Here is a 25,379-nt window from a genome sequence, read left to right as displayed (position 1 = left end):
TTACCTGTCGGGGAGCGCGTGCTCGATGATCGGTCGGCGCGGCTGCGGCTCGCGCTCGCGGCGTTTGGCGGCCAGGTACACCTGTGCGGTCTCGTCGGCGACGGTGTGCCAGTCGAAGTCGGCGCTGAGGCGGTCGCGGGCGGCCATGGCGCGCTGCTGGGCCGCGGCCGGGTCATCGAGCACCGCGCACACCGCCGCCGCCAGCGCGGGCACGTCGCGCGGCGGGCACGACATCCCGGTGTCGCCGTCGATGACGGCCTCACCCAGCCCGCCGACGTTCGATGCGACCAGCGGGGTCCCGGCGGCCGCGGCCTCGAGCGCGGCCAGGCCGAACGGCTCGTAGTGGCTGGGCAGCACGGCTGCGTCGGCCCGGTGCAGCATGGCCAGCAATTCGTCGTGGTCCAACCGCCCCACGAACCGGGTTGCCTTGAGTACCCGATGTTTCCGGGCGCACTCGGTCAGCCAGTCCTGCTGGGTGCCGTCACCGGCGACGGTCAGCGTGGTGCCCGGGTGGGCCCGGCGGATCCGCGGCAGCGCCGCGATCGCGTCGTGTACGCCCTTCTCGTATTCGAGCCGCCCGACGAACAGCAGTTCCGGTGGTCTGGTGCGCGGCTCGCGGCGGGCGAACGGCCACCGCGCGGCGTCGATCCCGTTGCGGATCACGGTGGTTTCGGCTAGCCCGGGGCCGAACAGGTCGGTGATCTCGTCGCGCATCGAGGCCGAACAGGTGATCAGCGAGTCGGATTCACGGACCAGCCACGATTCCACCGCGTGCACCTGACGGCTCAGCGGACCGGACACCCAGCCGGAGTGGCGCCCGGCCTCCGTGGCGTGGATCGTGGAAACCAAAGGCACATCATAGAATTCCGCCAGCGCGATCGCGGGGTGGGCCACCAGCCAGTCGTGGGCATGCACCAGATCGGGTCGCCACAATGTTTGGCCGCCGTCGACCTTCAACGACAATCCGGCACGCACCATCGAATGCCCCATTGCCAGGGTCCAGGCCATCATGTCGTCGCCGAAGGAGAACTCGTGCGGGTCCTGGGCCGCGGCGACGACCCGTACGCCCTCGCTGATCTCGTCCGACGAGGGGTGGGTGCTCGGGTCGGTGTCCGACGGGCGCCTGGCCAGCACGACGACGTCGTGCCCGGCGGCGGCCAGCGCGGTGGACAGGTGGTGGACGTGCCGGCCCAGCCCGCCGATCACGACCGGCGGGTATTCCCACGACACCATCAGGATCTTCACGTGGCTTGTCCTCGTCGTTGAGGTCGGCGCGAGCGTGCGCAAAAACGGTCGTCTCGTGGCGTGTCGGGCCGGGGACACGCACGCGCGCGCGGGAGGGGGGTCACCGTGGCAGCCTACGGGCATCCAGCGCGCCGAACAGACCGTCGGCCCGATTCCAGCCCTCGGCCAGCCGTTCGGCCACGTCGCGGTGCCCGGATGCCAGCGCGTCGGCGATCTCCCGGGTGGCGTGGGCGTGCAACTGCGCGCGGTAGCGGGCGTACTCGGCGGCGGAGTCCTTGCTCACCATGAACGGCCAGTCGCTGGACACCGTCAGCAACGCCTCCCGCAGAATCTGGTCGGCGACGCGGTCGCGCGGACTCGGCCCCGACGGCGTGGCGGCAGCCGCCATGGCCTTGTCGACGGCGCCCAGCGCGGTCTCGACCACCTCGCTGTTGAGCTGCACCAGGTCGGCGACCTTCTCCCCGGACCACACCTGCCAGTCCTTGCCTGAGCCCCACGAGCTCGGCGGCAGCTCGACCGAGTCCCCGACGAACCCGGCGTCGATCGCGTCCGACAGTGTGCCGACGCGAATCCCGGCCTCCGGCAGCGCCCGCAACACCCGGGCCAGCCACTGCGGTCCCTCGTGCCACCAGTGGCCGAACAGCTCGGTGTCGAAGGCGGCGATCACATGGGCGGGCCGGCCGATTCGTTCCGATTCGTCCTGCAGCCGGGTGCGGACCACCTTGACGAAATCGGCGACGTGGGTGTCGACGGCGGCCTCGGCCCGCTGCGGGTCGTAGGGCGCCTTGTGTTCCGGGTCGACGTTGCGGCCGGTGACCCGTGACGGCTTCAGCCCGGTGCGATGGTCGTAGGTGTGGAAATCCCGGTAGGCGCCGTGGCCCGGATAGCCCGACTTGGGCGACCAGACCCGGTAGCTGACCTGCAGGTCGCGGCCGAACGCGATCACTCCCGAGTCACCGACCGGTCGGCCCAGCGCGGTGTCGCCGTGCAGCGACGGCCCGTCGACCATAAAGTGCGTCACTCCGGCCGCCGCGTAACCGGCCTCCATGCCGGGGGCATAGGCGCACTCCGGCGCCCAGATCCCGGTGGGGCGCTGCGCCAGCCGCGCCCGGGTGTCGGCCAAGCCCTCCCGCAGCGCGAACTCCCGCAACCGCGGCGCCAGCAGCGGCTGGAACGGGTGGGCCAGCGGGCCGCCCAGCATCTCGACGGTGCCGGCCTGGGTCAGCTCGCGCAGCAAGGGGCTGGCGCCGTGGCGCCACAGCAGCGCGAAATCGTCGAGCGCCTGCTCGGCCTTGGCGCACTCGTGCCGGCCGAAGTCACGCAGATCCGGCAGCGTCGTGGCCTGGGTGGCGCGCAGCTGCCAGTTCGCCAGCCAATGGTGCATGCCGTCGAGGCAGTACGGGTCGTCGAGCTGGGCCGCGACCACCGGCGTCACCCCGAGGGTGAGCAGGTTGCGGCGGCCTTCGGCGGCCAGCGTCCGCAGCACCCGCATCAGCGGCAGGTAGGCCGCCGACCAGGACTGGTAGAGCCACTCCTCGCCGACCGGCCAGCGGCCGTGGTGGGCCAGCCAGGGTAGATGGGTGTGCAGCACCAGGGTGAACAGACCCGGCACCGAAGGCTTTTCGGTCACGGCCTCACCGCGATCGCGACCAGATCCAGGCTGTCATCGATCTCGCGTTCGGTGGCGTTGAGGATGTCGAAGTCTGCGCTGGTGACGCTGGCGACATCGGCCAGCAGCCCGGCCGGCCAGGGCGCGCCTGCGACGGCGCGCTCGATCTGGGCGTCGATGATCGAACCGCCGTGGCGGGCGTCCATCTGCTGCAGCGCCGGCCCGTGAAACACACCGAACATCCCGTCCATCACGAACCCGCCGTCGACCAGCAGTTCGGTCAGCTCGGCGGCGTTGAGCTCGCGGGTGTGGAACGGATTGATCGGGGTGTCGCGACCGGGGGAGAAGGTGATCCGGTTGGGCGTCGAGATCATCAACAGCCCGCCGGGCCGCAGCACCCGCGCACATTCGGCGATGAACTGCGCCTGGTCCCACAGGTGCTCGATGACCTGAAAGTTGACGACGACGTCCACGGCGGCGTCGGGCAACGGCAACTCGGCGAGGTTGCCCTGCACCGCTTCCACCCGCGGGTACCGGGCGGTTACGTGCGCCACCGCCGCGTCGTCGTAGTCCAGTCCGATCACCCGCTTGGCCAGCTGCGCGATCAGGTCGGCGCCGTACCCCTCGCCGCACCCGGCCTCGAGTACCTCGCGGCGGGTGCAGCGCGGCGCCAGCTGCTCATAGACCACCTCGTGGCGGCGAAACCAGTAGTTCTCGATGTCGAGCCCGGGGATGGTGCGTTCGCCGGTCAACATCAACGTGGCGTCGCCGGACGGGGTGCCGGCAGGGTCCCCGGCGGGTTTCGTGGATTTCATCGCACAGGCAGGCTAACGCGAACGCCACGGTCCGCGAACCGGCTACCCCGCAGTGGCCCTATCACGACCCGCTACTCTGTACAGGCGAACCGCATTAAGTTACCCATGAGTAACTCATCTGTGCGGCTGCGTGAATCGTGACCCAAGTCTTGTGGCCCGCCGCCGCAGGACCCCTTCGAGGAGGACGAACCACACTCATGACGAACATCGTGGTCCTGATCAAACAGGTCCCAGACACCTGGTCGGAGCGCAAGCTCAGCGACGGTGACTTCACGCTGGACCGTGACGCCGCCGACGCCGTGCTGGACGAGATCAACGAGCGGGCCGTCGAAGAGGCGCTGCTGCTCCGCGAGAAGGAAGGCGCCGAAGGCACCGTGACCGTGCTGACCGCCGGCCCCGAGCGGGCCACCGAGGCGATCCGCAAGGCGCTGTCGATGGGGGCCGACAAGGCCGTGCACATCCTCGACGACGGCATGAAGGGCTCCGACGTCTTGCAGACCGCCTGGGCGCTGGCCCGGGCACTGGGTCAGATCGAAGGCACCGAGCTGGTCATCGCCGGCAACGAGTCCACCGACGGTGTCGGCGGCGCGGTTCCGGCGATCATCGCCGAGTACCTGGGATTGCCGCAGCTGACCCACCTGCGCAAGCTGACCGTCGCCGACGGCAAGGTCACCGGCGAGCGCGAGACCGACGACGGCGTGTTCACCCTGGAGGCCTCGCTGCCGGCGGTGGTGAGCGTCAACGAGAAGATCAACGAGCCGCGCTTCCCGTCCTTCAAGGGCATCATGGCCGCCAAGAAGAAGGAAGTCACCGTTTACACGCTGGCCGAGATCGGGGTCGAGCCCGACGAGGTCGGTGTCGCCAACGCCGGTTCCAAGGTCACCGCGACGACGCCGAAGCCGCCGAAGACCGCCGGTGAGAAGGTGACCGACGAGGGCGATGGCGGCACCAAGATCGCCGAGTACCTGGTTGCCCAGAAGCTGATCTAGCGACATCGAAGACTTAGAGGGAAGACAAACATGGCTGAAGTACTGGTGCTCGTTGAGCACGCCGACGGAGCGCTGAAGAAGGTCAGCTCCGAATTGATCACCGCCGCGCGGGTGCTCGGCGAACCGTCCGCGGTCGTGGTGGGCGCCCCCGGCGCCGCCGCGCCGCTGGTCGACGGACTGAAGGAAGCCGGCGCCGCCAAGATCTACGTCGCCGAATCCGACGTGGTGGAGGGCTACCTGCTCACCCCGACGGTCGACGTGCTGGCCGCGCTGACCGAGTCGGCCGCCCCGGCGGCGGTGCTGATCGCCGCCAACGCCGACGGCAAAGAGGTGGCCGGCCGGCTGGCCGCCCGGATCGGATCCGGTCTGCTGGTCGACGTGGTCGAGGTCAAAGAAGGCGCCAAGGTGGTGCACTCCATCTTCGGTGGCGCCTACACCGTCGACGCCGAGCCCACCGGCGACACCCCGGTGATCACCGTGCGGGCGGGTGCCGTGGAGCCGGCGCCGGCCGCCGGAGCGGGCGAGCAGGTCACCGTGGAGGTGCCCGCCGCCGAGGAGAACGCCACCAAGGTCACCTCGCGGGAGCCGGCGGTGGCCGGTGACCGTCCGGAGCTCACCGAGGCCCCCATCGTGGTGGCCGGCGGTCGTGGCGTCGGCAGCGCGGAGAGCTTCTCGGTGGTCGAAGAGCTGGCCGACTCGCTCGGTGCCGCCGTGGGCGCCTCGCGTGCCGCGGTGGACTCGGGCTACTACCCGGGCCAGTTCCAGATCGGCCAGACCGGTAAGACCGTCTCGCCGCAGCTGTACATCGCGCTGGGCATCTCCGGCGCGATCCAGCACCGCGCCGGGATGCAGACCTCCAAGACCATCGTTGTGGTCAACAAGGACGAGGAAGCGCCGATCTTCGAGATCGCCGATTACGGCATCGTCGGGGACCTGTTCAAGGTCGCCCCGCAGTTGACCGAGGCGGTCAAGGCCCGCAAGGGTTAATTTCTTCTGCGTGAGCAGTCCCGGCAACGGCCCCCGCACGCCTGGCGTGTCGGGGGCTTTTGCGTCGGGTGACGGGCTGGTCGGCCGGGACGGCGAGCAGACACAGCTTCGGGACCTAATAGCGCGGGCCCGCAACGGCGACAGCCAGGTGCTGGTGCTGCGGGGCGAGGCCGGTATCGGCAAGACCGCGCTGCTGGATTATCTGGCCGGCAGTGCGACCGGCTTCCGGGTGATCGGCACCGCCGGGGTGGAGTCGGATATGGAGCTGGCCTTCGCCGGCCTGCAGCAGGTGTGCGCCCCGCTGATGAATTTCGCCGGCGCGCTCCCTGATCCGCAACGCGAGGCGCTGCATATCGCCTTCGGGCTGAGTTCGGGACCGGCCCCCGACCGCTTTCTGGTCGGGCTCGCGGTGCTGGGCCTGCTGGCCGCGGCCGCCGCCGAGCACCCGGTGCTGTGCCTGGTGGACGACGCCCAGTGGCTGGACCGGGTAACGGCGCAGACGCTGGGTTTTGTGGCGCGCCGCCTGGTGGCCGAACCGGTGGCCCTGGTGTTCGCGCTGCGGGAGCCGGTCGACGGATTGACCGGTCTGCCGAGGCTGGTGTTGCGGGGACTGGGCGACGCCGACGCCCGCGAACTGCTGGCCTCCGCCGTCGCCGGGCGCATCGACACCCAGGTGCGGGACCGCATCGTCGCCGAGACGCACGGCAACCCGCTGGCGCTGCTGGAGCTGCCCCGGGGGTTGTCGCCCGCCGAACTGGCCGGCGGCTACTACCGGCCCGACGTCCGGCCGGTCGCCGGCCAGCTCGAACGACACTTTCTCGCCCGGGTCCGGCTGCTGCCCGACGACACCCAGCGGCTGCTGCTGCTGGCCGCGGCCGAGCCGGTGGGGGACCCGACCTTGCTGCTGTCCGCGGCGCAACTGCTCGGTCTGCCCGCCGAGGCGTTGGCGCCGGCCGAGGCGGCCGGCCTTGCCGAGACCGGTCAGCGGGTGCGGTTCCGGCATCCGCTGGTGCGTTCGGCGGTATACCGCGCCGCGGACCCGGCGCAGCGCCGGCAGGCCCATCGCGCGCTGGCCGAAGCCACCGATGCGGCGCATGACCCCGACCGCCGCGCCTGGCATGCCGCCCACGCCGCGGCCGCCCCGGATGAAGCGGTGGCAGCCGAATTGGAGCACTCCGCCGGGCGGGCCCAGCTTCGCGGCGGAACCGCCGCGGCGGCGGCGTTTCTGGCGCGGGCCACCGAGCTGACTCCGGACGCCGCCCGTCGCGGTGGCCGCGCCCTGGATGCGGCCGAGGCGATGCGAGCGGCCGCCGAGCTCGACGCGGCCGACGCACTGTTGGACACCGCGGAGATGGCACCGCTGGACGCCGTGCAGCGTGCCAGGGCGGCGCGGACCCGCGCGATGTTGATGTTCACCCGGGGCCGCGGCAGCGGAGACGCTCCGACCCTGAACCTGTCGGTACGGCAATTGTTCGACGCCGCAGCGGCTTTGGAGCGCCACGACACCGACCTGGGCCAGGACGCACTGTTGGAGGCGGTCAGCGCGGCGATGTACACCGGGCGCCTGTTCGGTCAGGATGCGCGCTTCGCCACCGCGGTGTCGCTCGCGGATCGGGTGCGGGCGGACCCGAGCCGGCCCGCCGGTCTGCTGCTGCACGGCCTGGTCAGCCGGGTGCTCGGCGGGTGCGCCGCCGCGGCGGACCCACTGCGGGCCGCGATCGCGGCGATCACCCCGGAAGCCTGGTCGTGGCAGGCCTTTCCGATCGCCCACGAGGCGGTGGTGCACGAATTGTGGGACGACCAATCGTGGTATCGGATCGCCACCGACGCGGTGCGGGTCGCCACCGATACGGGTGCGCTGGCGGTGTTGCCGATGGCGTTGACGACGCTGGCCGGCGTGCACGTCCAGGCCGGCGAATTCGCCTCGGCCCGGGCATTGATCGCCGACGCCGGCACCCTGTCGGCCGCCGCCGGCCAGACACCGGTGCGTTATCACGAGTTGGTGCTGGCCGCCTGGGTGGGCGACGAAGCCGAGGCGACCGGGCTGCTCGACGCGGCGGTGCGCTACGGAACGGCGCGCGGCGAGGGACGGCTGAGCGCGCTGGCAGGGTACGCCGGTGCGGTGCTGAACAACGGCCTGGGGCGCTATCAGGCGGCCTGTGACGTGCTCGGCCGGGCCTGCGAATACGAGGACCTGGGGCTCTACGGGTGGAACCTGGCGGAACTGGTGGAGGCCGCCGCGCGAACCGACCAACGCGCCTGGGCCACCGACGCCCTGGCGCAGCTCGACGACCGGACCCGGGCCGCCGGAACCGACTGGGCGCTGGGGGTGCGGGCCAGGTCGGCGGCGCTGCTCAGCGACGGCGACACCGCGGAAAGCGGGTACACCGAGGCGATCGAACGACTGACGAGAACCCGGATCGCCGTGCAACTGGCGCGCAGCCACCTGCTCTACGGGGAGTGGCTGCGCCGGGAGAACCGCCGCAGTGACGCACGGACCCAACTGCGGCTCGCCCACGCGATGTTCAGCGACTTCGGGGCCCGGGCGTTCGCCGCGCGCAGTCACCGCGAGCTGCAGGCGACCGGGGAGAAGGTCCGCAGGCGGCCGGTCGCCACCGGTGACGCGCTGACCGCGCAGGAAGAGCAGATCGCCGAGCTGGCCGGCGCGGGCCTGACCAATGCCGAGATCGGTGTGCAGTTGTTCATCAGCGCCCACACCGTCGAATGGCACCTGCGCAAGGTCTTCGCCAAGCTGGGCGTCCGGTCGCGCCGCGAGCTGCGCGATCGCCCATGGCGCCGCTCCGCCCCGGGGTGAGACCACGGACTTTCCGGGGTTCGGCCCTGCCTTGCGCGGTGGCAGTGTCGATAGCGGACACGCAGCCGGCAAATGGGAGGTCGAGCGAGATGAAAATCACCGTGATGGGTGCCAGCGGACAGATCGGTTCGAAGGTGGTCGCGTTGCTGGCCGCCGCCGGGCATGAGCCGGTGGCGGCCTCGCGCGACACCGGCGCCGACGTGCTCACCGGCCGGGGGCTGGCCGAGGCGCTCTCCGGCGCCGACGTGCTCGTCGACGTGGTCAACTCACCGGACTTCGGCGACGACCCGGTCATGGACTTCTTCACCCGCTCGACGACCAACCAGGTGGCGGCGGCCGAAAAAGCCGACGTCAGCCACTACGTGGTGTTGTCGATCGTGGGTTGCGACGGGTTGCCCGACAGCGGCTACATGCGGGCCAAGGTGGCTCAGGAGCGGATCATCACCGAGTCGGGGCTGCCCTACACCATCGTGCGTGCCACCCAGTTCCACGAGTTCGCCGACGCGATCACCGCCTCACTGACCGTCGACGGTGTGGTGCGGGTTCCCGAGGGGCTCATCCAGCCGATCGCCGGCGCCGACGTCGCCGCCGCGGTGGCCAAAGCCGCGCAGGCGGCGCCGGTCGACGGGATCATCGACATCGGCGGCCCGCAGAAGATGACCTTCGCCGAACTGGCGGCCGCGGCGCTGGCGCACCGCGGTGAAACCCTGCCGATCGTCGTCGACCCGGCGGCGGTGTACTTCGGCACCAAGGTCGGCGACACCGGACTGGTCACCGGTGCCGACGCGACGTTGTCTCAGACCCGCCTGACGGATTGGCTGGCGACCCGGTGAACGAGCTGAGGGGCCAGACCGCGCTGGTGACCGGCGGGACCGCCGGCATCGGACTGGAATCCGCGCGGCTGTTGGCGCGCCATGGCGCCGCGGTGATCATCACCGGCCGGTCGGCCGACCGCGGCGCCGCCGCGGTCGCCGACATCGGGGCCGGGGTACGGTTCGTGGCCGCCGACCTGTCCGACCTCGACTCGGTGAAATCCCTTGTCCGGCAATGCGGCGAAGCCGGTGTCGATATCGTGGTCAACAACGCCGCCAGCTTCCCGGGCGCGCTGACGGTCGACCAGGACGTGTCGTCGTTCGAGTCGACGTTCGACACCAACGTGCGCGGCGCCTACTTCCTGGTCGCGGCGCTGGCGCCGAAGATGATGCGGCGCGGACACGGCAGCATCGTCAACGTCACCAGCATGGTCGCCTTCAAGGGTGTCCCGGGAGCGTCGAGCTACAGCGCGTCCAAGGCCGCACTGGAATCGCTGACGCGTACCTGGGCAGCCGAATTCTCCCCGCACGGGGTGCGGGTGAACAGCGTGGCGCCCGGCCCCACGGCCACGGCGGGGGTGGCTGCCGAATGGGGCGACGTAAACGATGAACTGGGCAAGGCGCTTCCGCTGGGCCGCACCGCACAGGCAGCCGAGATCGCCGAAGCCGTACTGTTTCTCGCCTCACCGCGTTCGAGCTTCATCACCGGCTCGACATTGCACGCCGACGGCGGCGGTGCTGCCGCCTGAGGTTGGCATATCGGGGCGTCATCAGGTCAGCCCGGCGCTGATCAGCCAGATGTGTTCGCACGTCTTCGATGCCCGTTGGAGTTCCTCGCGAGATTCGTGCGATGTGTGGTAAAAGGTGCGCTCGATCATCCAACACAACGTGCGCGCTATTGCAGGCGCCTGTTCGGGTTGCGTGCCGGTCTCAACGCCGGCTCGCTCCAGCACGGCGGTGATGGCCGCGATGAACAAGTCAGCGGTATGGCTCCACAGGCGGCCGATCTCCGGCACCGTCAACGACAGGTCGATCGCTGTGCGCATTACCAGGCCGTGCTCGTTCCACAGCTCGACTGTGCGCTGCATGGCCGCCGCGATCGCCTGGCGCGGGTCGTCGGTGGCTGCCGTGGCTCGGGACCGCTCCCACAAGTGTTCGACGGTGCGGGCGACGAGTGCGGTGACCACGTCTTGCTTCGACCCGAAGTAGAAGTACAAGGCGCCGCGGGTGATACCGGCGCCCTGGGCGACATCGGCGACCGTCATGGCATCGTAGCCCTTTTGCGCCAGCAGAGCCTCGCAGGTGTCCAATATGGCCTGCTCCCGGACATCGCCCTTGCGCAAGGTAGGGCGTCGGCTGCGTGCGGGGTGGTGACGGGGCATCAGAGGGCGGCGCCCTCTGCAAAATCGGTTGTACGGGAGAGGGTTTCCCATGCCCGAATCTCCTCGTCTACGGACATGCGCGCGGCGGTGATCAGCCGCAGCGCATCCGAGCCCAGGACGAGGTGGGCCGGCGGCCGGGCGAGCGACGCGATGTGCACGACAGCGTCCCCAGCTTTCGCCGGGTTGCCCAGCTGCCTGCCGCTGGCCTGCTTTCGATTCTCGCGGATGGGACCGAACAACTCGTCGTAGTCGGCGATGCTCCGCGCGGCACGTGTCATGGATCGTCCGGCCCAGTCGGTGCGGAAGGAGCCGGGTTCGATCGCTGTTACGTGGATCCCGAACTGTGCAACCTCTTTGCCGAGTGCTTCCAGGATGCCTTCGACAGCGAACTTGCTGCCGCAGTAGGCGGACATGCCGGGGACGGCCATGAGCCCGCCCATGGAGGTGACGGCCATCAGGTGTCCGCGGCGGCGCCGGCGCATCGGGGGCAGTGCGGCCTGCAGCGTGGCCACGGTCCCGAACACGTTGACCGCGAACTGTCGCCGCACCTCGGCCAGGGGTGTTTCCTCGAAGGTGCCCTCCAGGCCGTAGCCGGCATTGGCGACGACGACATCCAATGGGCCGATGCACTGCTCTACCTCGGTGAGCAGACTCGAAACGGCGTCATCGTCAGTCACATCCACGATGCGGCCGTGGGCGTACCCGGGTTTGAGCGCGCGGAAGGCCGCTAGGTCATCTGCGGACCGCACCGTCCCGACGACGGTGTGCCCGGCGGCCAAAGCCGCTTGGGCGAAGGCACGGCCCAGACCCGTGCTGACGCCGGTGATGAGCCACTGCTGTGTCGGCATTTGCACCCCCGTTGGGACCGAGAAAACGCGATCGAGCACTTTGCAGACAAAGTCTACACAACGTTGATTTTTATCGTCAGAATGTCGATTTCTCTCGAGTTGCCGCTGGCAGCGCGCGGACCGCCTGGAGGCTGCAACTCGTCACCGAGCGTGCATCGACATGTCACGCGGTGATTGCCTGGGCGTCGCATCACTGCGCGACTGTGCTCAGCGTGAGCACCGGTTCTGTACTCATCGCCCCCGAGCCCGCCACCACGACCGACACCCCCCGCTACTCGCTGCTGCTATCACGCGAGCCCGCGCTGATCGAAGCCGCCCAGCGGCTGCGCTACGAAGTGTTCAGTGCCGAGCCGGGATTCACCATGACCTACGCCCCCGATGGCCGCGACGCGGACAGCTTCGACGAATTCTGTGATCACCTGCTGGTGCGTGACGACACCTCCGGAGCGCTGGTCGGCTGCTACCGGATGCTGCCCCCGACCGGTGCCATCGCCGCCGGCGGCCTCTACAGCGCAGCCGAATTCGACGTCGCCGCACTCGATCCGTTGCGCCCGTCGCTGGTCGAGATGGGCCGCGCGGTGGTACGCCCGGGGCACCGCAACGGTGCCGTCGTGCTGTTGATGTGGGCCGGGATCCTGGCCTACCTGGATCGCTACCAATACGACTACATCACCGGCTGCGTCTCAGTGCCCATCCACGGCGAGGGCGCGCCCGGCAGCCAGCTCCGCGGCGTCCGCGACTTCGTGCGGCACCGTCACGCCTCACCGCACTGGGTGGTCCCGTATCGGCCGGTGGTGCTCGACGGTAAGAGCCTCGATGAGATCGTGCCGCCGGCCCGCCCGACACTGCCGCCGTTGTTGCGCGGCTACCTGCGGCTGGGTGCGCGGGTCTGCGGCGAACCGGCGCACGACCCGGCTTTCGGGGTCGGCGACTTCCCGGCGCTGCTGTGCCGAGGTGATGCCGACACGCGCTACCTGCACCGGCTGCGTTCGGTGGCGGCGGCGGCTGCGGTGTCGCCGGCGGCCAACGGCACCGCGGAAGCGTGAACGGTGCGGCCTCGCACCCCTGGGCGCCCCGCGGCTTCTGCACGCCGGCGTGCGTGCACGGCGGGGTCGAGCGGGTGCCGATAGCGGTGGTGGCACTGCGGTTGGCCCTGGCGGTGCTGCTGGTGCCGGTGTTACCACTGCTGGCGGTGCCGATACCCGCGCGCCTGCAGCGTGGGTGCTGCCGGTTGCTGCTGCGCTGCTTCGGGGTGCGGGTGGCGATCACGGGCGGGCCGGTGCGCAATCTGCGCGGCATGCTGGTGGTCAGCACGCATGCATCCTGGCTGGACGTGTTCGTCGTCGGCGCGGTGTCGCCGGGAACGTTCGTGGCGCGCGCCGACCTGATCAGCTGGCCCGGGATCGGGGCGCTGGCCCGGCTGATGCGGGTCATTCCGATCGATCGGGACAGCCTGCTCGGGCTGCCGTCGGTGGTCGAGGCGGTCGCGGCCCGGCTGCGGGCCGGGCGCACCGTGGTGGCCTTCCCGGAGGGCACCACCTGGTGCGGGCGGGCCCACGGCCGGTTCTACCCGGCGATGTTCCAGGCCGCGGTCGACGCGTCGCGGCCGGTGCAGCCGCTGCGGGTCGGCTATCGCCATCCCGATGGGTCGCGCTCGACGTTGCCGGCCTTCGTCGGCGACGACACCCTGGTGGCCTCGATGGGGCGCCTGATCACCGCGCGGCACACCGTCGCGCAGGTGCACGTCGCGTCGCTGCAGCTGCCGGGAAGCGATCGGCGCGAACTGGCCGCGCGTTGTCAGGCCGCGGTGGGGTGCCGGGCGCTGCCGAGCCGACCAGCCTGCATCTTCTGTTGAACCCGGCTGCTCGCCGCACCGCCGGGCCGCCCCGAGCTGCCCGGTATCCTGGGCGGGTCATGGTCTATCTGGATCACGCTGCCACCACCCCGATGCACCCCGAGGCCATCGAGGCGATGACGGCCGTGATGGGCACCGTCGGCAACGCCTCGTCGCTGCATTCCGCCGGCCGCGCCGCCAGACGCCGGATGGAGGAGTCCCGGGAGTCGATCGCCGCACGGCTGGGTGCACGACCGTCCGAGGTGGTATTCACCGCCGGTGGCACCGACGGCGACAACCTGGCGGTCAAGGGCATCTACTGGGCCCGCCGCGACGTCGACCCGCGCCGGCGCCGGATCATCACCACCGAGATCGAGCACCACGCGGTGCTCGATTCGGTCAGCTGGCTCGCCGACCATGAAGGCGCCGAGATCACCTGGCTGCCCACCGAGCCCGACGGTTCGGTGTCGCCGGCGGCGCTGCGTGAGGAACTGGATGCCGGCCGCGCTGACGATGTGGCGCTGGTATCGGTGATGTGGGCCAACAACGAAGTCGGCACCGTCCTGCCGATCGCCGAACTGGCCGCGGTCGCCGCGGAGTTCGGGGTGCCGATGCACTCCGATGCGGTGCAGGCCGTCGGGCAGTTGCCGGTCGACTTCGCCGCCAGCAAACTGTCGGCGCTGAGCCTGACCGCCCACAAGTTCGGTGGACCATGCGGCGTCGGCGCACTGCTGGTGCGCCGCGACGTGACGTGTGTTCCGCTCACACACGGCGGGGGACAGGAGCGCGATATTCGCTCCGGCACCCTCGATGTCGCGGGCGCGGTCGGCATGGCCACCGCGCTGCAGATCGCCGTCGGGTCACTGCAGGCCACCTCGGGCCGGGTCGCGGCGCTGCGCGACCGGCTCATCGACGGCGTGCTCGCCGCGATCGAGGACAGTTGCGTCAACGGCTCACGCACCGACCGGCTGCCGGGCAACGCGCACTTCACATTCGCCGACTGCGAAGGCGATTCCTTGCTGATGTTGTTGGACGCCAACGGCATCGAATGCTCCACCGGTTCGGCCTGCACCGCCGGGGTGGCACGGCCTTCGCATGTGCTGACCGCGATGGGCGCCGACCCGGTCGTCGCTCGTGGTTCGTTGCGACTGTCGTTGGGGCACACCAGCGTCGATGACGACGTCGATGCGGTGCTGGCGGTGCTTCCCGGCGCGGTGGAGCGGGCGCGCCACGCCATGCTGGCCGCCGCCGGGGCCGGCGCGATGAAGGTGGCCCGGTGAAGGTCGTAGCGGCCATGAGCGGCGGGGTGGACTCGTCGGTCGCGGCGGCCCGCATGGTCGACGCCGGACACGACGTGGTCGGCGTGCATCTGGCGCTGTCGCGCAATCCGGGCACGCTGCGCACCGGTTCGCGGGGGTGCTGCTCGCGGGAGGACTCCGACGACGCGCGGCGGGTCGCCGACGTGCTGGGCATCCCGTTTTATGTGTGGGACTTCTCCGAGCAGTTCCAAGCAGAGGTGATCGACGACTTCGTCGAGTCCTACGCGCGCGGCGAGACCCCGAACCCGTGCGTGCGCTGCAACGAGAAGATCAAGTTCTCCGCGGTGGCCGCCCGGGCTCTGGCGCTCGGCTTCGACATGGTGGCCACCGGCCACTACGCCCGGCTGGCCGACGGCCGGCTACGGCGGGCGGTCGACGCCGACAAGGACCAGTCCTACGTGCTGGCGGTGCTGACCGCCGAACAGCTGAGCCACGCGGCGTTCCCGGTCGGTGACACCCCCAAGCCGGCGATCCGCGCCGAAGCCGCCGAACGCGGGCTGGCGGTGGCGAGCAAACCCGACAGCCACGACATCTGCTTCATTCCGACCGGCGACACCCGCACCTTCCTGGGCAGCCACATCGGCGTCCGGCCCGGCGCCGTCGTCGACGCCGGTGGCGAGGTGCTGGCCGAACACGACGGCGTGCACGGCTTCACCATCGGCCAGCGCAAGGGCCTGGGCATCGCCGGTCCCGGACCGGACGGCCGACCCCGCTACGTGACCGGCATCGACGCCGCCACCGCTACCGTCACCGTGGGAACCGTCGCCGACCTGGACGTGCTGGAGTTGACCGGCCGGGCGCCGGTGTTCACCTCGGGTGGGGCCTGGCACGGGCCCGTCGAGTGCGAGATCCAGGTACGGGCCCACAGCGAGACCGTCGGCGCGGTCGCCGAACTGGTCGGCGAGGAACTACGGGTACGGCTGCGTGAACCGCTGCGCGGTGTGGCCCGCGGCCAGACCCTGGCCTGCTACCGCCCGGACCCCGCCGGCGACGAGGTGATCGCCAGCGCCACGATCGCCGGCACCGGGGTGTAGCGGCGGCCCGCAGCGCCGAACGTGGGAGCGCCGGTAACCAGAAGTACCACGCGAGGCCGAAGGTTCCACCGTCAGCGGCGAGGCACTTCGGGAACAGTTCGGGCTGCCACCGCGGTGACCAGATCCGTCGGCCCATATCGCGTCGAAGTCGACGGACCCGCCCAGCGTGACCTGCAGCGGCTCCCGCACAAGACTGCCGCCGCAATTGTGGAGTTCATCACCGGTGCGCTGGCTGATAACCCTGCTCGGCTCAGCAAGCCATTGCGTGCAGAACTGGCGAGATACCGAAGCGCTCGTCGTGGCGACTACCGAGTTTTGCTACGCATCGACGAAGACCGGCGGGTGGTCCTCGTTGTCGGGATCAAACACCGCGCCCACGCGTATCGCCCTCAGCCTTAACCGGGTATCCCCGCGGCCAGATTCGTCAGCACCAGATCGGCGATCGACTCCGAGAAGCCGCAGTGGGTGACCTCCAACAGCACCACCGACTTCAGCTGGTAGCCGCGACCGCAATCGCCGGCACGGGTGTGCAGGAACTGCTCGTCGGCCGTCTGATCGCCGACCAAACCCGGTCCGGCGGGGCTGTCGGCGCATTCGGCGACGGCCGCCACCACCGCGTCGAAGGCCCGCCGGGCCGACTCCGGGTCCGGGTAGGCCGCGGCAGCCTCGGAGATCAAGGCGCCCCGCGGCGGGTATTGGTAGGTGGTCTTGTGGAACTGCGTGTGCTCGGTGCCGAACACCGTGGTCTCGGCATAGATGAAGCGGCACGGTGGTGGCACGGTTGCGGCGAGCCCGTCGATGTCCACCGGGCCGGTGGAGTCCATGGTGGGAATGATCGTCAGCTCCTCGCCGGTGCCGGTGATGGCGCGCATCCGGGGGGTGTCGAGCATGAGCCTGCCGACGTGCACGGCGCCGTCGGGCACCAGCGGCGCGAGCGGCGGCAGAGCCGAACCGTCGATCAGCCGGGTGCAGCCCAGCACGACCGCGGCCGGGCCACAGATCAGGGCCCGCCGCCATGTTTTCACCGCTGAAAGGCTATCCCGATACGGTTGCCGGGTGAATGCCTTCGCCACCGCTATCGGCTCCTGGCCGGGCAGCTCCGCGCGGCAGGCGGCCGAGGTGGTCGTCGGCGAGCTGGGCGCAAGCCTGGCCCATCTGGTGGAGTTGCCGGCCCGCGGGGTGGGCGCCGACCTGATCGGCCGCTCCGGCGCGCTGCTGGTCGACATCGCCATCGACACCGCCCCGCGCGGCTACCGGCTGGCCGCGCGCCCCGGCGCGGTGACCCGGCGGGCGATCAGCCTGCTCGGCGAGGACACCGACGCCCTCGAAGAAGCCTGGGAGATCGGCGGCCTGCGCGGCAGCGGGCACCCGGTCAAGGTGCAGGCGCCCGGCCCACTCACGCTGGCCGCACAGCTGGAGTTGGGTAACGGGCACCGCGCCATCACCGATCCGGGCGCGCTGCGGGATCTGGCCGGCTCCCTGGGCGAGGGGCTGCGGGCGCACCGGGCCGAGCTGTGCCGCCGGCTCGACACCCAGGTGGTCGTGCAGCTCGACGAGCCGGCGCTGACCGCCGCGGTGACCGGACGTCTGGCCGGGGTCACCTCGCTGAGCCCGGTACCGGCGATCGATGAAGCGGTGGCCACCGCGCTGCTCGAAGGCTGCGCCGATACGGTGGGCGGCGAGGTGATCGTGCACAGCTGTGCGGCAGAGCTGCCGTGGAATGTGCTGCAGTCCAGCAGGATTGCCGCGGTATCGCTGGATTGCACGACGACGCCGGTCGACTATGACGGGATCGGCGCGTTCATCGAATCCGGTCGCACCGTGGTGTTCGGGCTGATTCCCGCGGTGCAGCCGACACGACGCCCCGCCGTCGAAGAACTTGCGGCCGCGGCCGCCGCGATCACCGACCGGATCGGCTTCGCCCGCTCGGTGCTGGCCGAACGGGTCGGCATCAGCCCGGTCTGCGGGCTGGCGGGCGCCACCGCGCAGTGGGCGCGCACCGCGATCGGGCTGGTTCGGCAGGTGGGCGAGGCACTGGCGGGTGACCCCGAGGCGATATGACGTCCCTGCGACGGCGGGGGATGTCGGAGGTCAGGCACCGTCCAGGAGCCGGACCAACCGCGCCGGCGCGGTCAGCCGAAACGACGCATCGACCAGCTCGGCGACTTCGTCCCAATCCACCTGGGCCGCAGCGAAATCCAGACCAAGCCAACCGAACGGTCCCAGGTACATCGGATAGAAGAAGCGGCTGTCCTGCTCCAGCGCCCGACGCTCGGACTCGTCGACCTTGACCAGCAACGCGTGCGGGTAGGCCACCATCGCGCCCGTCGCCTTGGAGTTGCCGCCGAAGATCGCGAACATCTTCGGAGCGCAGAACACCGGGCGGCCGTGGGAGATCTTCTCGAACGCCTCGGGAAAGCCCAGCGCGATGCTGCGCAGCTCCGTCAGGCCGGGGTCGTCGTCGCGGTACATGATCGGGTGCGGCATGCCGCCAGGGTAGTCAGCCGATAGCCTGCCAGGGTGAGTCCAGAGGCCGACAGCGTGAGCCCCGATATCCGGCGGCAGTGGTACGAACTGGCCGAAGAGGTGCGCGAACACCAGTTCCGCTACTACATCAAAGACGCGCCGATCATCACCGACGCCGAGTTCGACGACCTGTTCAACCGGCTGCTCGCGCTGGAAGACCGGTACCCGGAACTGCGTACCGCCGACTCGCCCACCCAGCTGGTGGGCGGCGCCGGGTTCACCACCGATTTCACACCCGCCGAGCACCTGGAGCGGATGCTATCGCTGGAAGACGTGTTCTCACCCGATGAGCTGACGGCCTGGGCGGGCCGGGTCGCCGGTGAGATCGGCGGTGACACGACCTATCTGTGCGAGCTCAAGGTCGACGGGGTGGCGCTGGGTCTGGTGTATCGCGGCGGCCGGTTGGTCAGCGGGGCCACCCGCGGCGACGGCCGGATCGGTGAGGATGTGACGCTCAACGCGCGCACGATCACCGATGTCCCCGAATACCTCAGCGCCGACAGCGAATTCCCGATCCCGGCGGTGCTGGAGGTGCGCGGTGAGGTGTACTTCCGGCTGGAGGACTTCGAAACCCTCAACGCCGGACTGGTCGCCGAGGGCAAGCCGCCGTTCGCCAACCCCCGCAACAGCGCGGCTGGCTCGCTGCGGCAGAAGAACCCGGCCGTCACCGCGCGGCGCAACCTGCGGATGGTCTGCCACGGCCTGGGCTACAGCGAGGGATTCAACCCCGACACGCTGCACGAGGCCTACACCGCGATGAAGGCCTGGGGGCTGCCGGTCTCGGCGCACACCGCGCGGGTCGAAGGCATGGCCGCGGTGGCCGAGCGCATCACCTACTGGGGCGAGCACCGCCACGACGTCGAACACGAAATCGACGGGGTGGTCGTCAAAGTCGACGACCGGGCGCTGCAGCGCCGGCTCGGCGCCACCTCCCGGGTGCCGCGCTGGGCGGTGGCCTACAAATACCCGCCCGAGGAGGCGCAGACCACGCTGGTCGACATTCGGGTCAGCGTCGGCCGCACCGGCCGCGTCACCCCGTTCGCCTACATGACCCCGGTCAAGGTCGCCGGCTCCACGGTGGGGCTGGCCACCTTGCACAACGCCTCGGAGGTCAAACGCAAAGGGGTGCTGATCGGCGACACGGTGATCATCCGCAAGGCCGGTGACGTGATCCCCGAGGTGCTCGGGCCGGTCGTCGATCTGCGCGATGGCAGCGAGCGTGAGTTCGTCATGCCGACCCACTGCCCAGAGTGCGGAACCCTGCTGGCGCCGGCCAAAGAGGCCGACGTCGACATCCGCTGCCCCAACGCCCGATCCTGCCCGGCGCAGCTGCGCGAGCGGGTCTTCCACGTCGCCGGCCGCGGCGCCTTCGATATCGAGGCGCTGGGCTACGAGGCGGCCACCGCGCTGCTGGGCGCCGGCGTCATCACCGACGAAGGCGACCTGTTCACCCTCACCGAAGACGACCTGCTGCGCACCGAGCTGTTCACCACCCAGAAGGGCGTGCTGTCCAAGAACGGCCGCCAACTGTTGACCAACCTCGACAAGGCCAAGTCCCAGCCGCTGTGGCGGGTGCTGGTGGCGTTGTCGATCCGCCACGTGGGCCCCACCGCGGCCCGGGCCCTGGCTACCGAATTCGGCAGCCTGGACGCGATCACCACGGCTTCCACCGAGCAGCTGGCGGCTGTCGAAGGTGTCGGGCCCACCATTGCCACCGCGGTCACCGAATGGTTCGACGTCGACTGGCACCGCGCGATCGTCGACAAGTGGCGGGCGGCCGGGGTGCGGATGGCCGATGAACGCGACGCGAGCATCCAGCGCACGCTGGAGGGCCTGAGCATCGTCGTGACCGGTTCGCTGGCCGGCTTCTCCCGCGATGCGGCCAAAGAGGCGATCATCGCGCGCGGCGGCCGGGCGGCCGGATCGGTGTCGAAGAAGACGGCCTACGTCGTCGCCGGTGACGCGCCGGGGTCGAAGTACGACAAGGCCGTCGAACTCGGCGTGCCGGTCCTCGACGAGGCGGGATTCGTCAAGCTGCTGGCCGAGGGACCGGCGGACGCCGAGCCGACGGATTAGCGGCGGCGGTTGCGAGCGCGGCGGAGCCGGGCGAAGTGGGCCGGCGCCATCAGCGCAGCAGCGTGGCCACGATCCCAGCGAGATAACCCAACCGCGCCACCTCGGCCGGCAGGAACGGCGGGCCGCCGGTGCGGCCCAGCACGATCGCGGTCTGCGGGTCCCCCAGCGGGGCGGCCAGTAGCGCGGTGTCCATCTCCCGCCACACCGCGGGCACCCAGTCGGCGGTGTTGTCCAAGACGGCGGCGCGCTCGAGCGGCAACCACGGCACCGCGCCGACTTCGGTCTCGGGAGTGCCCGGACTGCCCGCGAGCCGGCGGAACCCCCCGGCGGACCCGTCGCCGCGCAACACCGCACACCAGCTGACCCGCAGCACCCGAGGTGCTGCGTCGGCGAGCTTCTGCAGCTTGGCCTGACGGTCACCGGCCACCGCGACGCGGTCGATGAGTTCGAGCTCGCGGTGCGCCTCCAGCAGCCCGGTGTGCGGGCGAACGCTGTGCACCCGGATGCCCTCCAGCCGCTCCGCGGCGGTGATCAGCACGTCGGGCATGGCTCCGGGCGGCAGCTCGACCACCAAGTCATCGATCGCCGATCCGGAACCCCGCTCGATGACGTCCAGCGACAAGATGTCGGCTCCCACCGAGCCCAGCGCGACCGCCAGCGAGCCGAGGCTGCCGGGGCGGTCGTCGAGTTCGACGCGCAGCAGATAGGAAGACACCGCAAAACTGTCCCACAGTGGCCGCACCGAAACTGACGCCGACTAGTCTTGCCAGTCGTGCCCCAGATCTCCCGTGACGACGTCGCCCATCTGGCCCGGTTGGCCCGGCTGGCGCTGACCGACGCCGAGTTGGACGGTTTCGCCGGCCAGCTCGACGCGATCCTGACCCATGTCAGCACGATTGCGGCCGTAGACGTCACCGGCGTCGAGGCCACCGACAACCCGCTCAAGGCTGTCAACGTGACCCGGCCCGACCAGATGGTGACCAGCCTGACCCAGCAACAGGCGCTCGCGGCCGCCCCGCGTGCGGAAGACGGCCGCTTCGCGGTCCCGCAGATCCTCGGGGAGAGCCAGTGAGTGAAGCGTTCCGCCTCATAAGGTCAGACGCGGCCACCCTGGCGGCGCGGATCGCCGCCGGTGAGGTGTCCTCGGTAGAGGTGACCCAGGCCCATCTGGACCAGATCGCGGCCACCGACGAGCGTTACGGTGCCTTCCTGCACGTCGGCGCCGAGGAAGCGCTGGCCGCCGCGGCAGCCGCCGACAAGGCCATCGCCGCCGGCGAGGCACCGTCGCCGCTGGCGGGGGTGCCGCTGGCCCTCAAGGACGTGTTCACCACCGTGGACGCGCCCACCACGTGCGGATCGAAGATCCTGGAAGGCTGGCGGCCGCCCTACGACGCGACCGTCACCGCTCGGCTGCGCGCGGCCGGTATCCCGATCCTGGGCAAGACCAACATGGACGAGTTCGCGATGGGCTCCTCCACGGAGAACTCCGCCTACGGCCCCACCCGCAATCCGTGGGACGTCGAGCGGGTGCCCGGCGGGTCCGGCGGCGGCAGCGCCGCGGCACTGGCGGCATTTCAGGCACCGCTGGCCATCGGCACCGACACCGGCGGCTCGATCCGCCAGCCGGCCGCGCTGACCGCCACCGTCGGTGTCAAACCCACCTACGGCACCGTGAGCCGCTACGGGCTGGTGGCGTGCGCGTCGTCGCTCGACCAGGGCGGGCCGTGCGCGCGCACCGTGGCCGACACCGCGCTGCTGCATGCCGTGATCGCCGGACACGACCCGCGCGATTCCACCTCGCTGGACGCAGCAGTGCCCGATGTCGTCGCCGCCGCGAAGGCCGGCGCCGCCGGGGATCTGTCGGGCGTGCGGATCGGGGTGGTGCGCCAGCTGCACAGTGGGGAGGGCTACCAGCCCGGCGTGCTGGCGTCGTTCAACACCGCCGTCGAACAGTTGACCGCGCTGGGAGCCCAGATCTCCGAGGTGGACTGTCCGCACTTCGATTACGCACTGTCCGCCTACTATCTGATCCTGCCCTCGGAGGTGTCGTCCAACCTGGCGCGCTTCGACGCGATGCGCTTCGGGCTGCGGGTCGGCGACGACGGCACCCACAGCGCCGAGGAGGTGATGGCGCTGACCCGCGCCGCCGGCTTCGGTCCCGAGGTCAAGCGCCGCATCATGCTCGGCACCTACGCGCTGTCGGCGGGCTACTACGACGCCTACTACAACCAGGCGCAGAAGGTGCGCACCCTGATCGCCCGCGACCTTGACAGGGCCTATGAGTCCGTCGACGTGCTGATCTCGCCCACCACCCCCAGCACGGCGTTCCGGCTCGGCGAGAAGGCCGACGACCCGTTGGCGATGTACCTGTTCGACCTGTGCACCCTGCCGCTGAACCTGGCCGGGCACTGCGGTATGTCGGTGCCGTCGGGGCTGTCCGGCGACGACGGGATGCCAGTGGGTCTGCAGATCATGGCGCCGGCACTGGCCGATGACCGGCTCTACCGGGTGGGCGCGGCCTACGAGGCCGCTCGCGGCGTCCTGCCGACGCCGATCTGAGGGCGACTTTCTTCCGTATCCTGGGAATATGGCTGAAGAAACGATTCACGAGGAAGAACGGATGATGACCCGGGCGGAGGCCGCCGCGGACCTGCGGCGCCTGGCCGATGAACTGGAGGCCGGGAAGATCTCCTACGGGGCCGACCGCAGCCTCGAGGTGCCCGAGGCACTGGAGCGCGAGATCGAGATCGAGCGCGAGGACAAGGGCACGAACATCAAATACCAGGTCGAATTCGAGTTGGAGTGGTCTGTTCCCAAGGTCTGATCCGGGCAATGGGAAAACCGGTGGCCGCCCACCGGGCAAGATGGGGGCATGCGGATCGGAGTCCTCACCGGTGGCGGTGACTGTCCCGGGCTGAACGCGGTGATCAGGGCGGTGGTACGCACCTGCGATTCGCGCTACGGCTCGTCGGTGGTCGGCTTTCAGGACGGCTGGCGCGGCCTGCTGGAGAACCGGCGCATCCAGCTGGCCAACGACGACCGCAACGATCGGCTGCTGGCCAAGGGCGGCACCATGCTTGGCACCGCCCGGGTAAACCCGGACAAGTTGCGTGCCGGCCTGGACCAGGTCAAGGCGACCCTTGACGACAACGGCATCGACGTGCTCATCCCGATCGGTGGGGAGGGCACCCTGACCGCGGCGCACTGGCTGTCGCAGGAGAACGTCCCGGTGGTCGGGGTACCCAAGACCATCGACAACGACATCGACTGCACCGACGTCACTTTCGGGCACGACACCGCGCTGGAGGTCGCCACCGAGGCCATCGACCGGTTGCATTCGACCGCCGAATCCCACCAGCGGGTCATGCTGGTCGAGGTGATGGGACGCCACGCTGGCTGGATCGCCTTGAATGCCGGCCTGGCCAGCGGCGCGCACATGACGCTGATCCCCGAGCAGCCGTTCGATGTCGAAGAGGTGTGCCGGCTGGTCAAGCAGCGCTTCCAGCACGGCTCGTCGCACTTCATCTGCGTCGTCGCCGAAGGGGCCAAACCCGCGGCCGGGTCGATGGAGCTGCGCTCCGGCGGGATCGACGAGTTCGGCCACGAGCGGTTCACCGGGGTCGCCGCCCAGCTGGCCGTCGAGATCGAGCGGCGCGTCAAAAAGGAAGTGCGCACCACCGTGCTGGGCCACGTGCAGCGGGGCGGCACCCCGACCGCTTACGACCGGGTGCTGGCAACCCGGTTCGGCGTCAACGCCGCCGACGCCGCCCACGCCGGCGAGTACGGGATGATGGTGTCGCTTCGCGGCCAGGAGATCGGGCGGGTGGCGCTGGCCGACGCGGTGCGCCAGCTCAAGGTGGTGCCGCAGAGCCGCTACGACGACGCGGCGGCGTTCTTCGGATAGCCGGTGTTTGTACACGGCGTATTGGGGCAATAGTCGCCGGGTGTTCGGCGGACTACTGTTCGCTTGCCGGGTGGACGAAGGTTGGGGGGCCGGTATGGGAAAGCTGTCGCGGACGGCCACCGCGCTGGGGGCGCTGCCGATCGGGCTTGTCCTCGCCGCCCCGGCTCACGGTATCGGCGACGCGGTAAGCGATTACGTCGCCGATCACGGCGGGGAGGTCTGTGCGTTCATGGATGACCAGCCCAACCTGGCCGGGGTCAAAGGAGCGGTCAACCACATCCTGGCGACCAGCGGGTTGGCCGAGAACCAGACCGGACGGCTGCTGGCCGGCTCGGTGACCGCGGACTGTCCCGAATACGGCGGCCTGGTCGACGAATTCGTCCGGTATGTCCATCGCCGCCAGCAGCAGCAGAACGGCGGTATCGGCGCCGTGCTCGGCAACTAACGGTTCACAGCTCGCCCAGGTCATCTGGCACGTCAACGGCGTAGCCGCGCAACACATCCAGCGGAACCACGTCGAGGGTGCGTTCATGGGTGGCGGCCAGCACCACCGGGGCCGCACAGCTGTCTCGGTGTGCCCGCAGCCAGTTCAGCGCGGTGACACACCAGCGGTCACCGGGGGTCAGTCCAGGGAATCGGTAGGCGGGCATCGGCGTGGACAGGTCGTTGCCGATCGAGCGCTGGTGCTCAAGGAACTCAGCTGTGACCACCGCGCAGATGGTGTGCAGTCCGATGTCCTCCGGCCCCGACGAGCAGCAGCCGTCGCGGTAGAAGCCGGTCACGGGGTCGCTGCCGCACGGCTCCAGCGGGCCGCCCAGTACGTTGCGCTCAGCCATGGCCAAACGGTACCGCCCGGTTAGCCTGAGGCATGGCAGACCGTATGCGCGACGTGCTCGGGCGTGTCATTCCATCTGTGTAAGTCCGAGGTGGTCCATCATCGGACCGCCGTTGGGGCGGACAGAAGGAGTGTTTTGTGACCAAGTCCACGAAGGCGCCGGCTCAGGACAAGACGGCGGCCCGACGGTTGGCGGAGGCGTTCAGCGCCGACACACTGGATTCGCTGATCGCCGATGCAGTGAAATCGGGGACCCCGATCGACGGCGCGGACGGTTTGCTCAACGAGCTGACCAAGGCCGTGCTCGAGCGTGCCCTGAATTCGGAGTTGACCCATCACCTGGGTTACG

Annotated in this window: 26 protein-coding genes and 1 pseudogene; 18 read left to right on the top strand and 9 right to left on the bottom strand. The window is 70.2% G+C overall.

Going from position 1 to position 25,379, the window contains the following annotated elements; genetic code table 11:
- The 3 genes from BST10_RS00135 to BST10_RS00125 form a co-directional block, all read right to left on the bottom strand.
- The gene (locus tag BST10_RS00135) at positions 1 to 1,245 is read right to left on the bottom strand and encodes a glycosyltransferase family 4 protein (RefSeq protein ID WP_083035682.1); all 1,245 of its coding nucleotides are present in this window, start codon (positions 1,243 to 1,245) and stop codon (positions 1 to 3) included.
- Between the two features lie 100 nt (positions 1,246 to 1,345).
- Positions 1,346 to 2,875, bottom strand: a complete 1,530-nt coding sequence (locus tag BST10_RS00130; protein ID WP_083035680.1) for a 1,4-alpha-glucan branching protein domain-containing protein — start codon at positions 2,873 to 2,875, stop codon at positions 1,346 to 1,348.
- Positions 2,872 to 3,669: a class I SAM-dependent methyltransferase gene (locus BST10_RS00125; protein WP_083035678.1), complete on the bottom strand. Its 798-nt coding sequence runs from the start codon at positions 3,667 to 3,669 to the stop codon at positions 2,872 to 2,874. The genes BST10_RS00130 and BST10_RS00125 overlap by 4 nt, the downstream gene beginning before the upstream one ends.
- A 197-nt stretch (positions 3,670 to 3,866) precedes the next feature.
- On the opposite strand from BST10_RS00125, the gene BST10_RS00120 reads away from it, so the two are divergent.
- The 5 genes from BST10_RS00120 (at position 3,867) to BST10_RS00100 (ending at position 10,021) form a co-directional block, all read left to right on the top strand.
- Entirely contained in the window at positions 3,867 to 4,658 is a 792-nt protein-coding gene (locus BST10_RS00120) for an electron transfer flavoprotein subunit beta/FixA family protein (RefSeq protein WP_013829678.1), read from the top strand.
- A 30-nt stretch (positions 4,659 to 4,688) separates the two neighbouring features.
- Positions 4,689 to 5,645 carry an electron transfer flavoprotein subunit alpha/FixB family protein gene (locus BST10_RS00115; RefSeq protein WP_083035676.1) on the top strand — a complete coding sequence of 319 codons (957 nt, stop codon included), beginning with the start codon at positions 4,689 to 4,691 and terminating at the stop codon, positions 5,643 to 5,645.
- 10 nt (positions 5,646 to 5,655) lie between these two features.
- Positions 5,656 to 8,460 carry an AAA family ATPase gene (locus BST10_RS00110; protein ID WP_371869135.1) on the top strand — a complete coding sequence of 935 codons (2,805 nt, stop codon included), beginning with the start codon at positions 5,656 to 5,658 and terminating at the stop codon, positions 8,458 to 8,460.
- Between the two features lie 89 nt (positions 8,461 to 8,549).
- Positions 8,550 to 9,293 carry an SDR family oxidoreductase gene (locus BST10_RS00105; RefSeq protein WP_083035674.1) on the top strand — a complete coding sequence of 248 codons (744 nt, stop codon included), beginning with the start codon at positions 8,550 to 8,552 and terminating at the stop codon, positions 9,291 to 9,293.
- Positions 9,290 to 10,021, top strand: a complete 732-nt coding sequence (locus tag BST10_RS00100) for an SDR family NAD(P)-dependent oxidoreductase (RefSeq protein ID WP_083036082.1) — start codon at positions 9,290 to 9,292, stop codon at positions 10,019 to 10,021. The genes BST10_RS00105 and BST10_RS00100 overlap by 4 nt, the downstream gene beginning before the upstream one ends.
- A gap of 21 nt (positions 10,022 to 10,042) precedes the next feature.
- On the opposite strand, the gene BST10_RS00095 is transcribed toward BST10_RS00100, so the two are convergent.
- Positions 10,043 to 10,654, bottom strand: coding sequence for a TetR/AcrR family transcriptional regulator (locus tag BST10_RS00095; protein WP_083035672.1), 612 nt, complete (start codon positions 10,652 to 10,654; stop codon positions 10,043 to 10,045).
- Positions 10,654 to 11,541 (bottom strand): oxidoreductase, encoded by an 888-nt coding sequence (locus tag BST10_RS00090; protein WP_242665655.1) that lies wholly within the window; start codon positions 11,539 to 11,541, stop codon positions 10,654 to 10,656. Before BST10_RS00090 ends, BST10_RS00095 begins: the two co-directional genes overlap by 1 nt.
- Before the next feature lie 173 nt (positions 11,542 to 11,714).
- On the opposite strand from BST10_RS00090, the gene BST10_RS00085 reads away from it, so the two are divergent.
- From BST10_RS00085 to BST10_RS00065, 5 genes are all read left to right on the top strand, one after another.
- Complete coding sequence (locus BST10_RS00085; protein WP_083036080.1) at positions 11,715 to 12,548, top strand: GNAT family N-acetyltransferase; 834 nt, start codon at positions 11,715 to 11,717, stop codon at positions 12,546 to 12,548.
- Positions 12,545 to 13,357 (top strand): lysophospholipid acyltransferase family protein, encoded by an 813-nt coding sequence (locus BST10_RS00080; protein WP_083035667.1) that lies wholly within the window; start codon positions 12,545 to 12,547, stop codon positions 13,355 to 13,357. Before BST10_RS00085 ends, BST10_RS00080 begins: the two co-directional genes overlap by 4 nt.
- A 59-nt stretch (positions 13,358 to 13,416) precedes the next feature.
- Complete coding sequence (locus tag BST10_RS00075; protein WP_083035665.1) at positions 13,417 to 14,616, top strand: cysteine desulfurase family protein; 1,200 nt, start codon at positions 13,417 to 13,419, stop codon at positions 14,614 to 14,616.
- Entirely contained in the window at positions 14,613 to 15,689 is a 1,077-nt protein-coding gene (gene mnmA / locus BST10_RS00070) for a tRNA 2-thiouridine(34) synthase MnmA (protein WP_083035663.1), read from the top strand. The genes BST10_RS00075 and mnmA overlap by 4 nt, the downstream gene beginning before the upstream one ends.
- A gap of 114 nt (positions 15,690 to 15,803) precedes the next feature.
- Complete coding sequence (locus BST10_RS00065; protein WP_083035660.1) at positions 15,804 to 16,088, top strand: type II toxin-antitoxin system RelE family toxin; 285 nt, start codon at positions 15,804 to 15,806, stop codon at positions 16,086 to 16,088.
- On the opposite strand, the gene BST10_RS00060 is transcribed toward BST10_RS00065, so the two are convergent.
- Positions 16,085 to 16,714, bottom strand: a complete 630-nt coding sequence (locus BST10_RS00060) for a sensor domain-containing protein (RefSeq protein WP_049792900.1) — start codon at positions 16,712 to 16,714, stop codon at positions 16,085 to 16,087. The genes BST10_RS00065 and BST10_RS00060 overlap by 4 nt on opposite strands.
- A 31-nt stretch (positions 16,715 to 16,745) precedes the next feature.
- Here BST10_RS00060 and BST10_RS00055 point away from each other — a divergent pair, with 31 nt between their 5' ends.
- Positions 16,746 to 17,750 carry a uroporphyrinogen decarboxylase/cobalamine-independent methonine synthase family protein gene (locus BST10_RS00055; RefSeq protein WP_083035658.1) on the top strand — a complete coding sequence of 335 codons (1,005 nt, stop codon included), beginning with the start codon at positions 16,746 to 16,748 and terminating at the stop codon, positions 17,748 to 17,750.
- A 30-nt stretch (positions 17,751 to 17,780) separates the two neighbouring features.
- On the opposite strand, the gene BST10_RS00050 is transcribed toward BST10_RS00055, so the two are convergent.
- Positions 17,781 to 18,176: an MmcQ/YjbR family DNA-binding protein gene (locus tag BST10_RS00050; RefSeq protein ID WP_083035656.1), complete on the bottom strand. Its 396-nt coding sequence runs from the start codon at positions 18,174 to 18,176 to the stop codon at positions 17,781 to 17,783.
- Between the two features lie 33 nt (positions 18,177 to 18,209).
- Here BST10_RS00050 and ligA point away from each other — a divergent pair, with 33 nt between their 5' ends.
- On the top strand, positions 18,210 to 20,291 hold the full coding sequence (gene ligA, locus BST10_RS00045) for an NAD-dependent DNA ligase LigA (protein ID WP_083035654.1): 2,082 nt from the start codon (positions 18,210 to 18,212) through the stop codon (positions 20,289 to 20,291).
- Between the two features lie 49 nt (positions 20,292 to 20,340).
- On the opposite strand, the gene BST10_RS00040 is transcribed toward ligA, so the two are convergent.
- Positions 20,341 to 21,006 carry an ACT domain-containing protein gene (locus tag BST10_RS00040; protein WP_109559342.1) on the bottom strand — a complete coding sequence of 222 codons (666 nt, stop codon included), beginning with the start codon at positions 21,004 to 21,006 and terminating at the stop codon, positions 20,341 to 20,343.
- A gap of 57 nt (positions 21,007 to 21,063) precedes the next feature.
- Here BST10_RS00040 and gatC point away from each other — a divergent pair, with 57 nt between their 5' ends.
- The 5 genes from gatC to BST10_RS00015 all read left to right on the top strand — a co-directional run bounded on the left by gatC (position 21,064) and on the right by BST10_RS00015 (position 24,640).
- Complete coding sequence (gene gatC, locus BST10_RS00035) at positions 21,064 to 21,363, top strand: Asp-tRNA(Asn)/Glu-tRNA(Gln) amidotransferase subunit GatC (RefSeq protein WP_083035652.1); 300 nt, start codon at positions 21,064 to 21,066, stop codon at positions 21,361 to 21,363.
- Positions 21,360 to 22,850 (top strand): Asp-tRNA(Asn)/Glu-tRNA(Gln) amidotransferase subunit GatA, encoded by a 1,491-nt coding sequence (gene gatA / locus BST10_RS00030; RefSeq protein ID WP_083035651.1) that lies wholly within the window; start codon positions 21,360 to 21,362, stop codon positions 22,848 to 22,850. The genes gatC and gatA overlap by 4 nt, the downstream gene beginning before the upstream one ends.
- A gap of 28 nt (positions 22,851 to 22,878) precedes the next feature.
- Entirely contained in the window at positions 22,879 to 23,115 is a 237-nt protein-coding gene (locus BST10_RS00025) for an amphi-Trp domain-containing protein (protein ID WP_049792899.1), read from the top strand.
- 48 nt (positions 23,116 to 23,163) lie between these two features.
- Positions 23,164 to 24,195: an ATP-dependent 6-phosphofructokinase gene (locus BST10_RS00020; RefSeq protein WP_013829661.1), complete on the top strand. Its 1,032-nt coding sequence runs from the start codon at positions 23,164 to 23,166 to the stop codon at positions 24,193 to 24,195.
- A 94-nt stretch (positions 24,196 to 24,289) separates the two neighbouring features.
- Positions 24,290 to 24,640, top strand: a complete 351-nt coding sequence (locus BST10_RS00015) for a hypothetical protein (RefSeq protein WP_083035647.1) — start codon at positions 24,290 to 24,292, stop codon at positions 24,638 to 24,640.
- 4 nt (positions 24,641 to 24,644) lie between these two features.
- On the opposite strand, the gene BST10_RS00010 is transcribed toward BST10_RS00015, so the two are convergent.
- Positions 24,645 to 25,031: a DUF2237 family protein gene (locus tag BST10_RS00010; protein WP_013829659.1), complete on the bottom strand. Its 387-nt coding sequence runs from the start codon at positions 25,029 to 25,031 to the stop codon at positions 24,645 to 24,647.
- A 188-nt stretch (positions 25,032 to 25,219) separates the two neighbouring features.
- On the opposite strand from BST10_RS00010, the pseudogene BST10_RS00005 reads away from it, so the two are divergent.
- Positions 25,220 to 25,379, top strand: a pseudogene (locus tag BST10_RS00005) (IS256 family transposase); the annotation flags it as partial.

The organism is Mycolicibacter algericus DSM 45454 (assembly GCF_002086455.1).
Taxonomy (GTDB): Bacteria; Actinomycetota; Actinomycetes; order Mycobacteriales; family Mycobacteriaceae; genus Mycobacterium; species Mycobacterium algericum.
This window is presented reverse-complemented; position numbering and strand designations above follow the sequence as displayed.

Coding starts and splice junctions, on each gene's coding strand:
- BST10_RS00125 (WP_083035678.1), bottom strand. CDS start 3,669: ATGAAATCCACGAAACCCGCCGGGGACCCTGCCGGCACCCCGTCCGGC.
- BST10_RS00120 (WP_013829678.1), top strand. CDS start 3,867: ATGACGAACATCGTGGTCCTGATCAAACAGGTCCCAGACACCTGGTCG.
- BST10_RS00115 (WP_083035676.1), top strand. CDS start 4,689: ATGGCTGAAGTACTGGTGCTCGTTGAGCACGCCGACGGAGCGCTGAAG.
- BST10_RS00105 (WP_083035674.1), top strand. CDS start 8,550: ATGAAAATCACCGTGATGGGTGCCAGCGGACAGATCGGTTCGAAGGTG.
- BST10_RS00095 (WP_083035672.1), bottom strand. CDS start 10,654: ATGCCCCGTCACCACCCCGCACGCAGCCGACGCCCTACCTTGCGCAAG.
- BST10_RS00075 (WP_083035665.1), top strand. CDS start 13,417: ATGGTCTATCTGGATCACGCTGCCACCACCCCGATGCACCCCGAGGCC.
- BST10_RS00050 (WP_083035656.1), bottom strand. CDS start 18,176: ATGCCGCACCCGATCATGTACCGCGACGACGACCCCGGCCTGACGGAG.
- BST10_RS00025 (WP_049792899.1), top strand. CDS start 22,879: ATGGCTGAAGAAACGATTCACGAGGAAGAACGGATGATGACCCGGGCG.
- BST10_RS00020 (WP_013829661.1), top strand. CDS start 23,164: ATGCGGATCGGAGTCCTCACCGGTGGCGGTGACTGTCCCGGGCTGAAC.
- BST10_RS00015 (WP_083035647.1), top strand. CDS start 24,290: ATGGGAAAGCTGTCGCGGACGGCCACCGCGCTGGGGGCGCTGCCGATC.
- BST10_RS00010 (WP_013829659.1), bottom strand. CDS start 25,031: ATGGCTGAGCGCAACGTACTGGGCGGCCCGCTGGAGCCGTGCGGCAGC.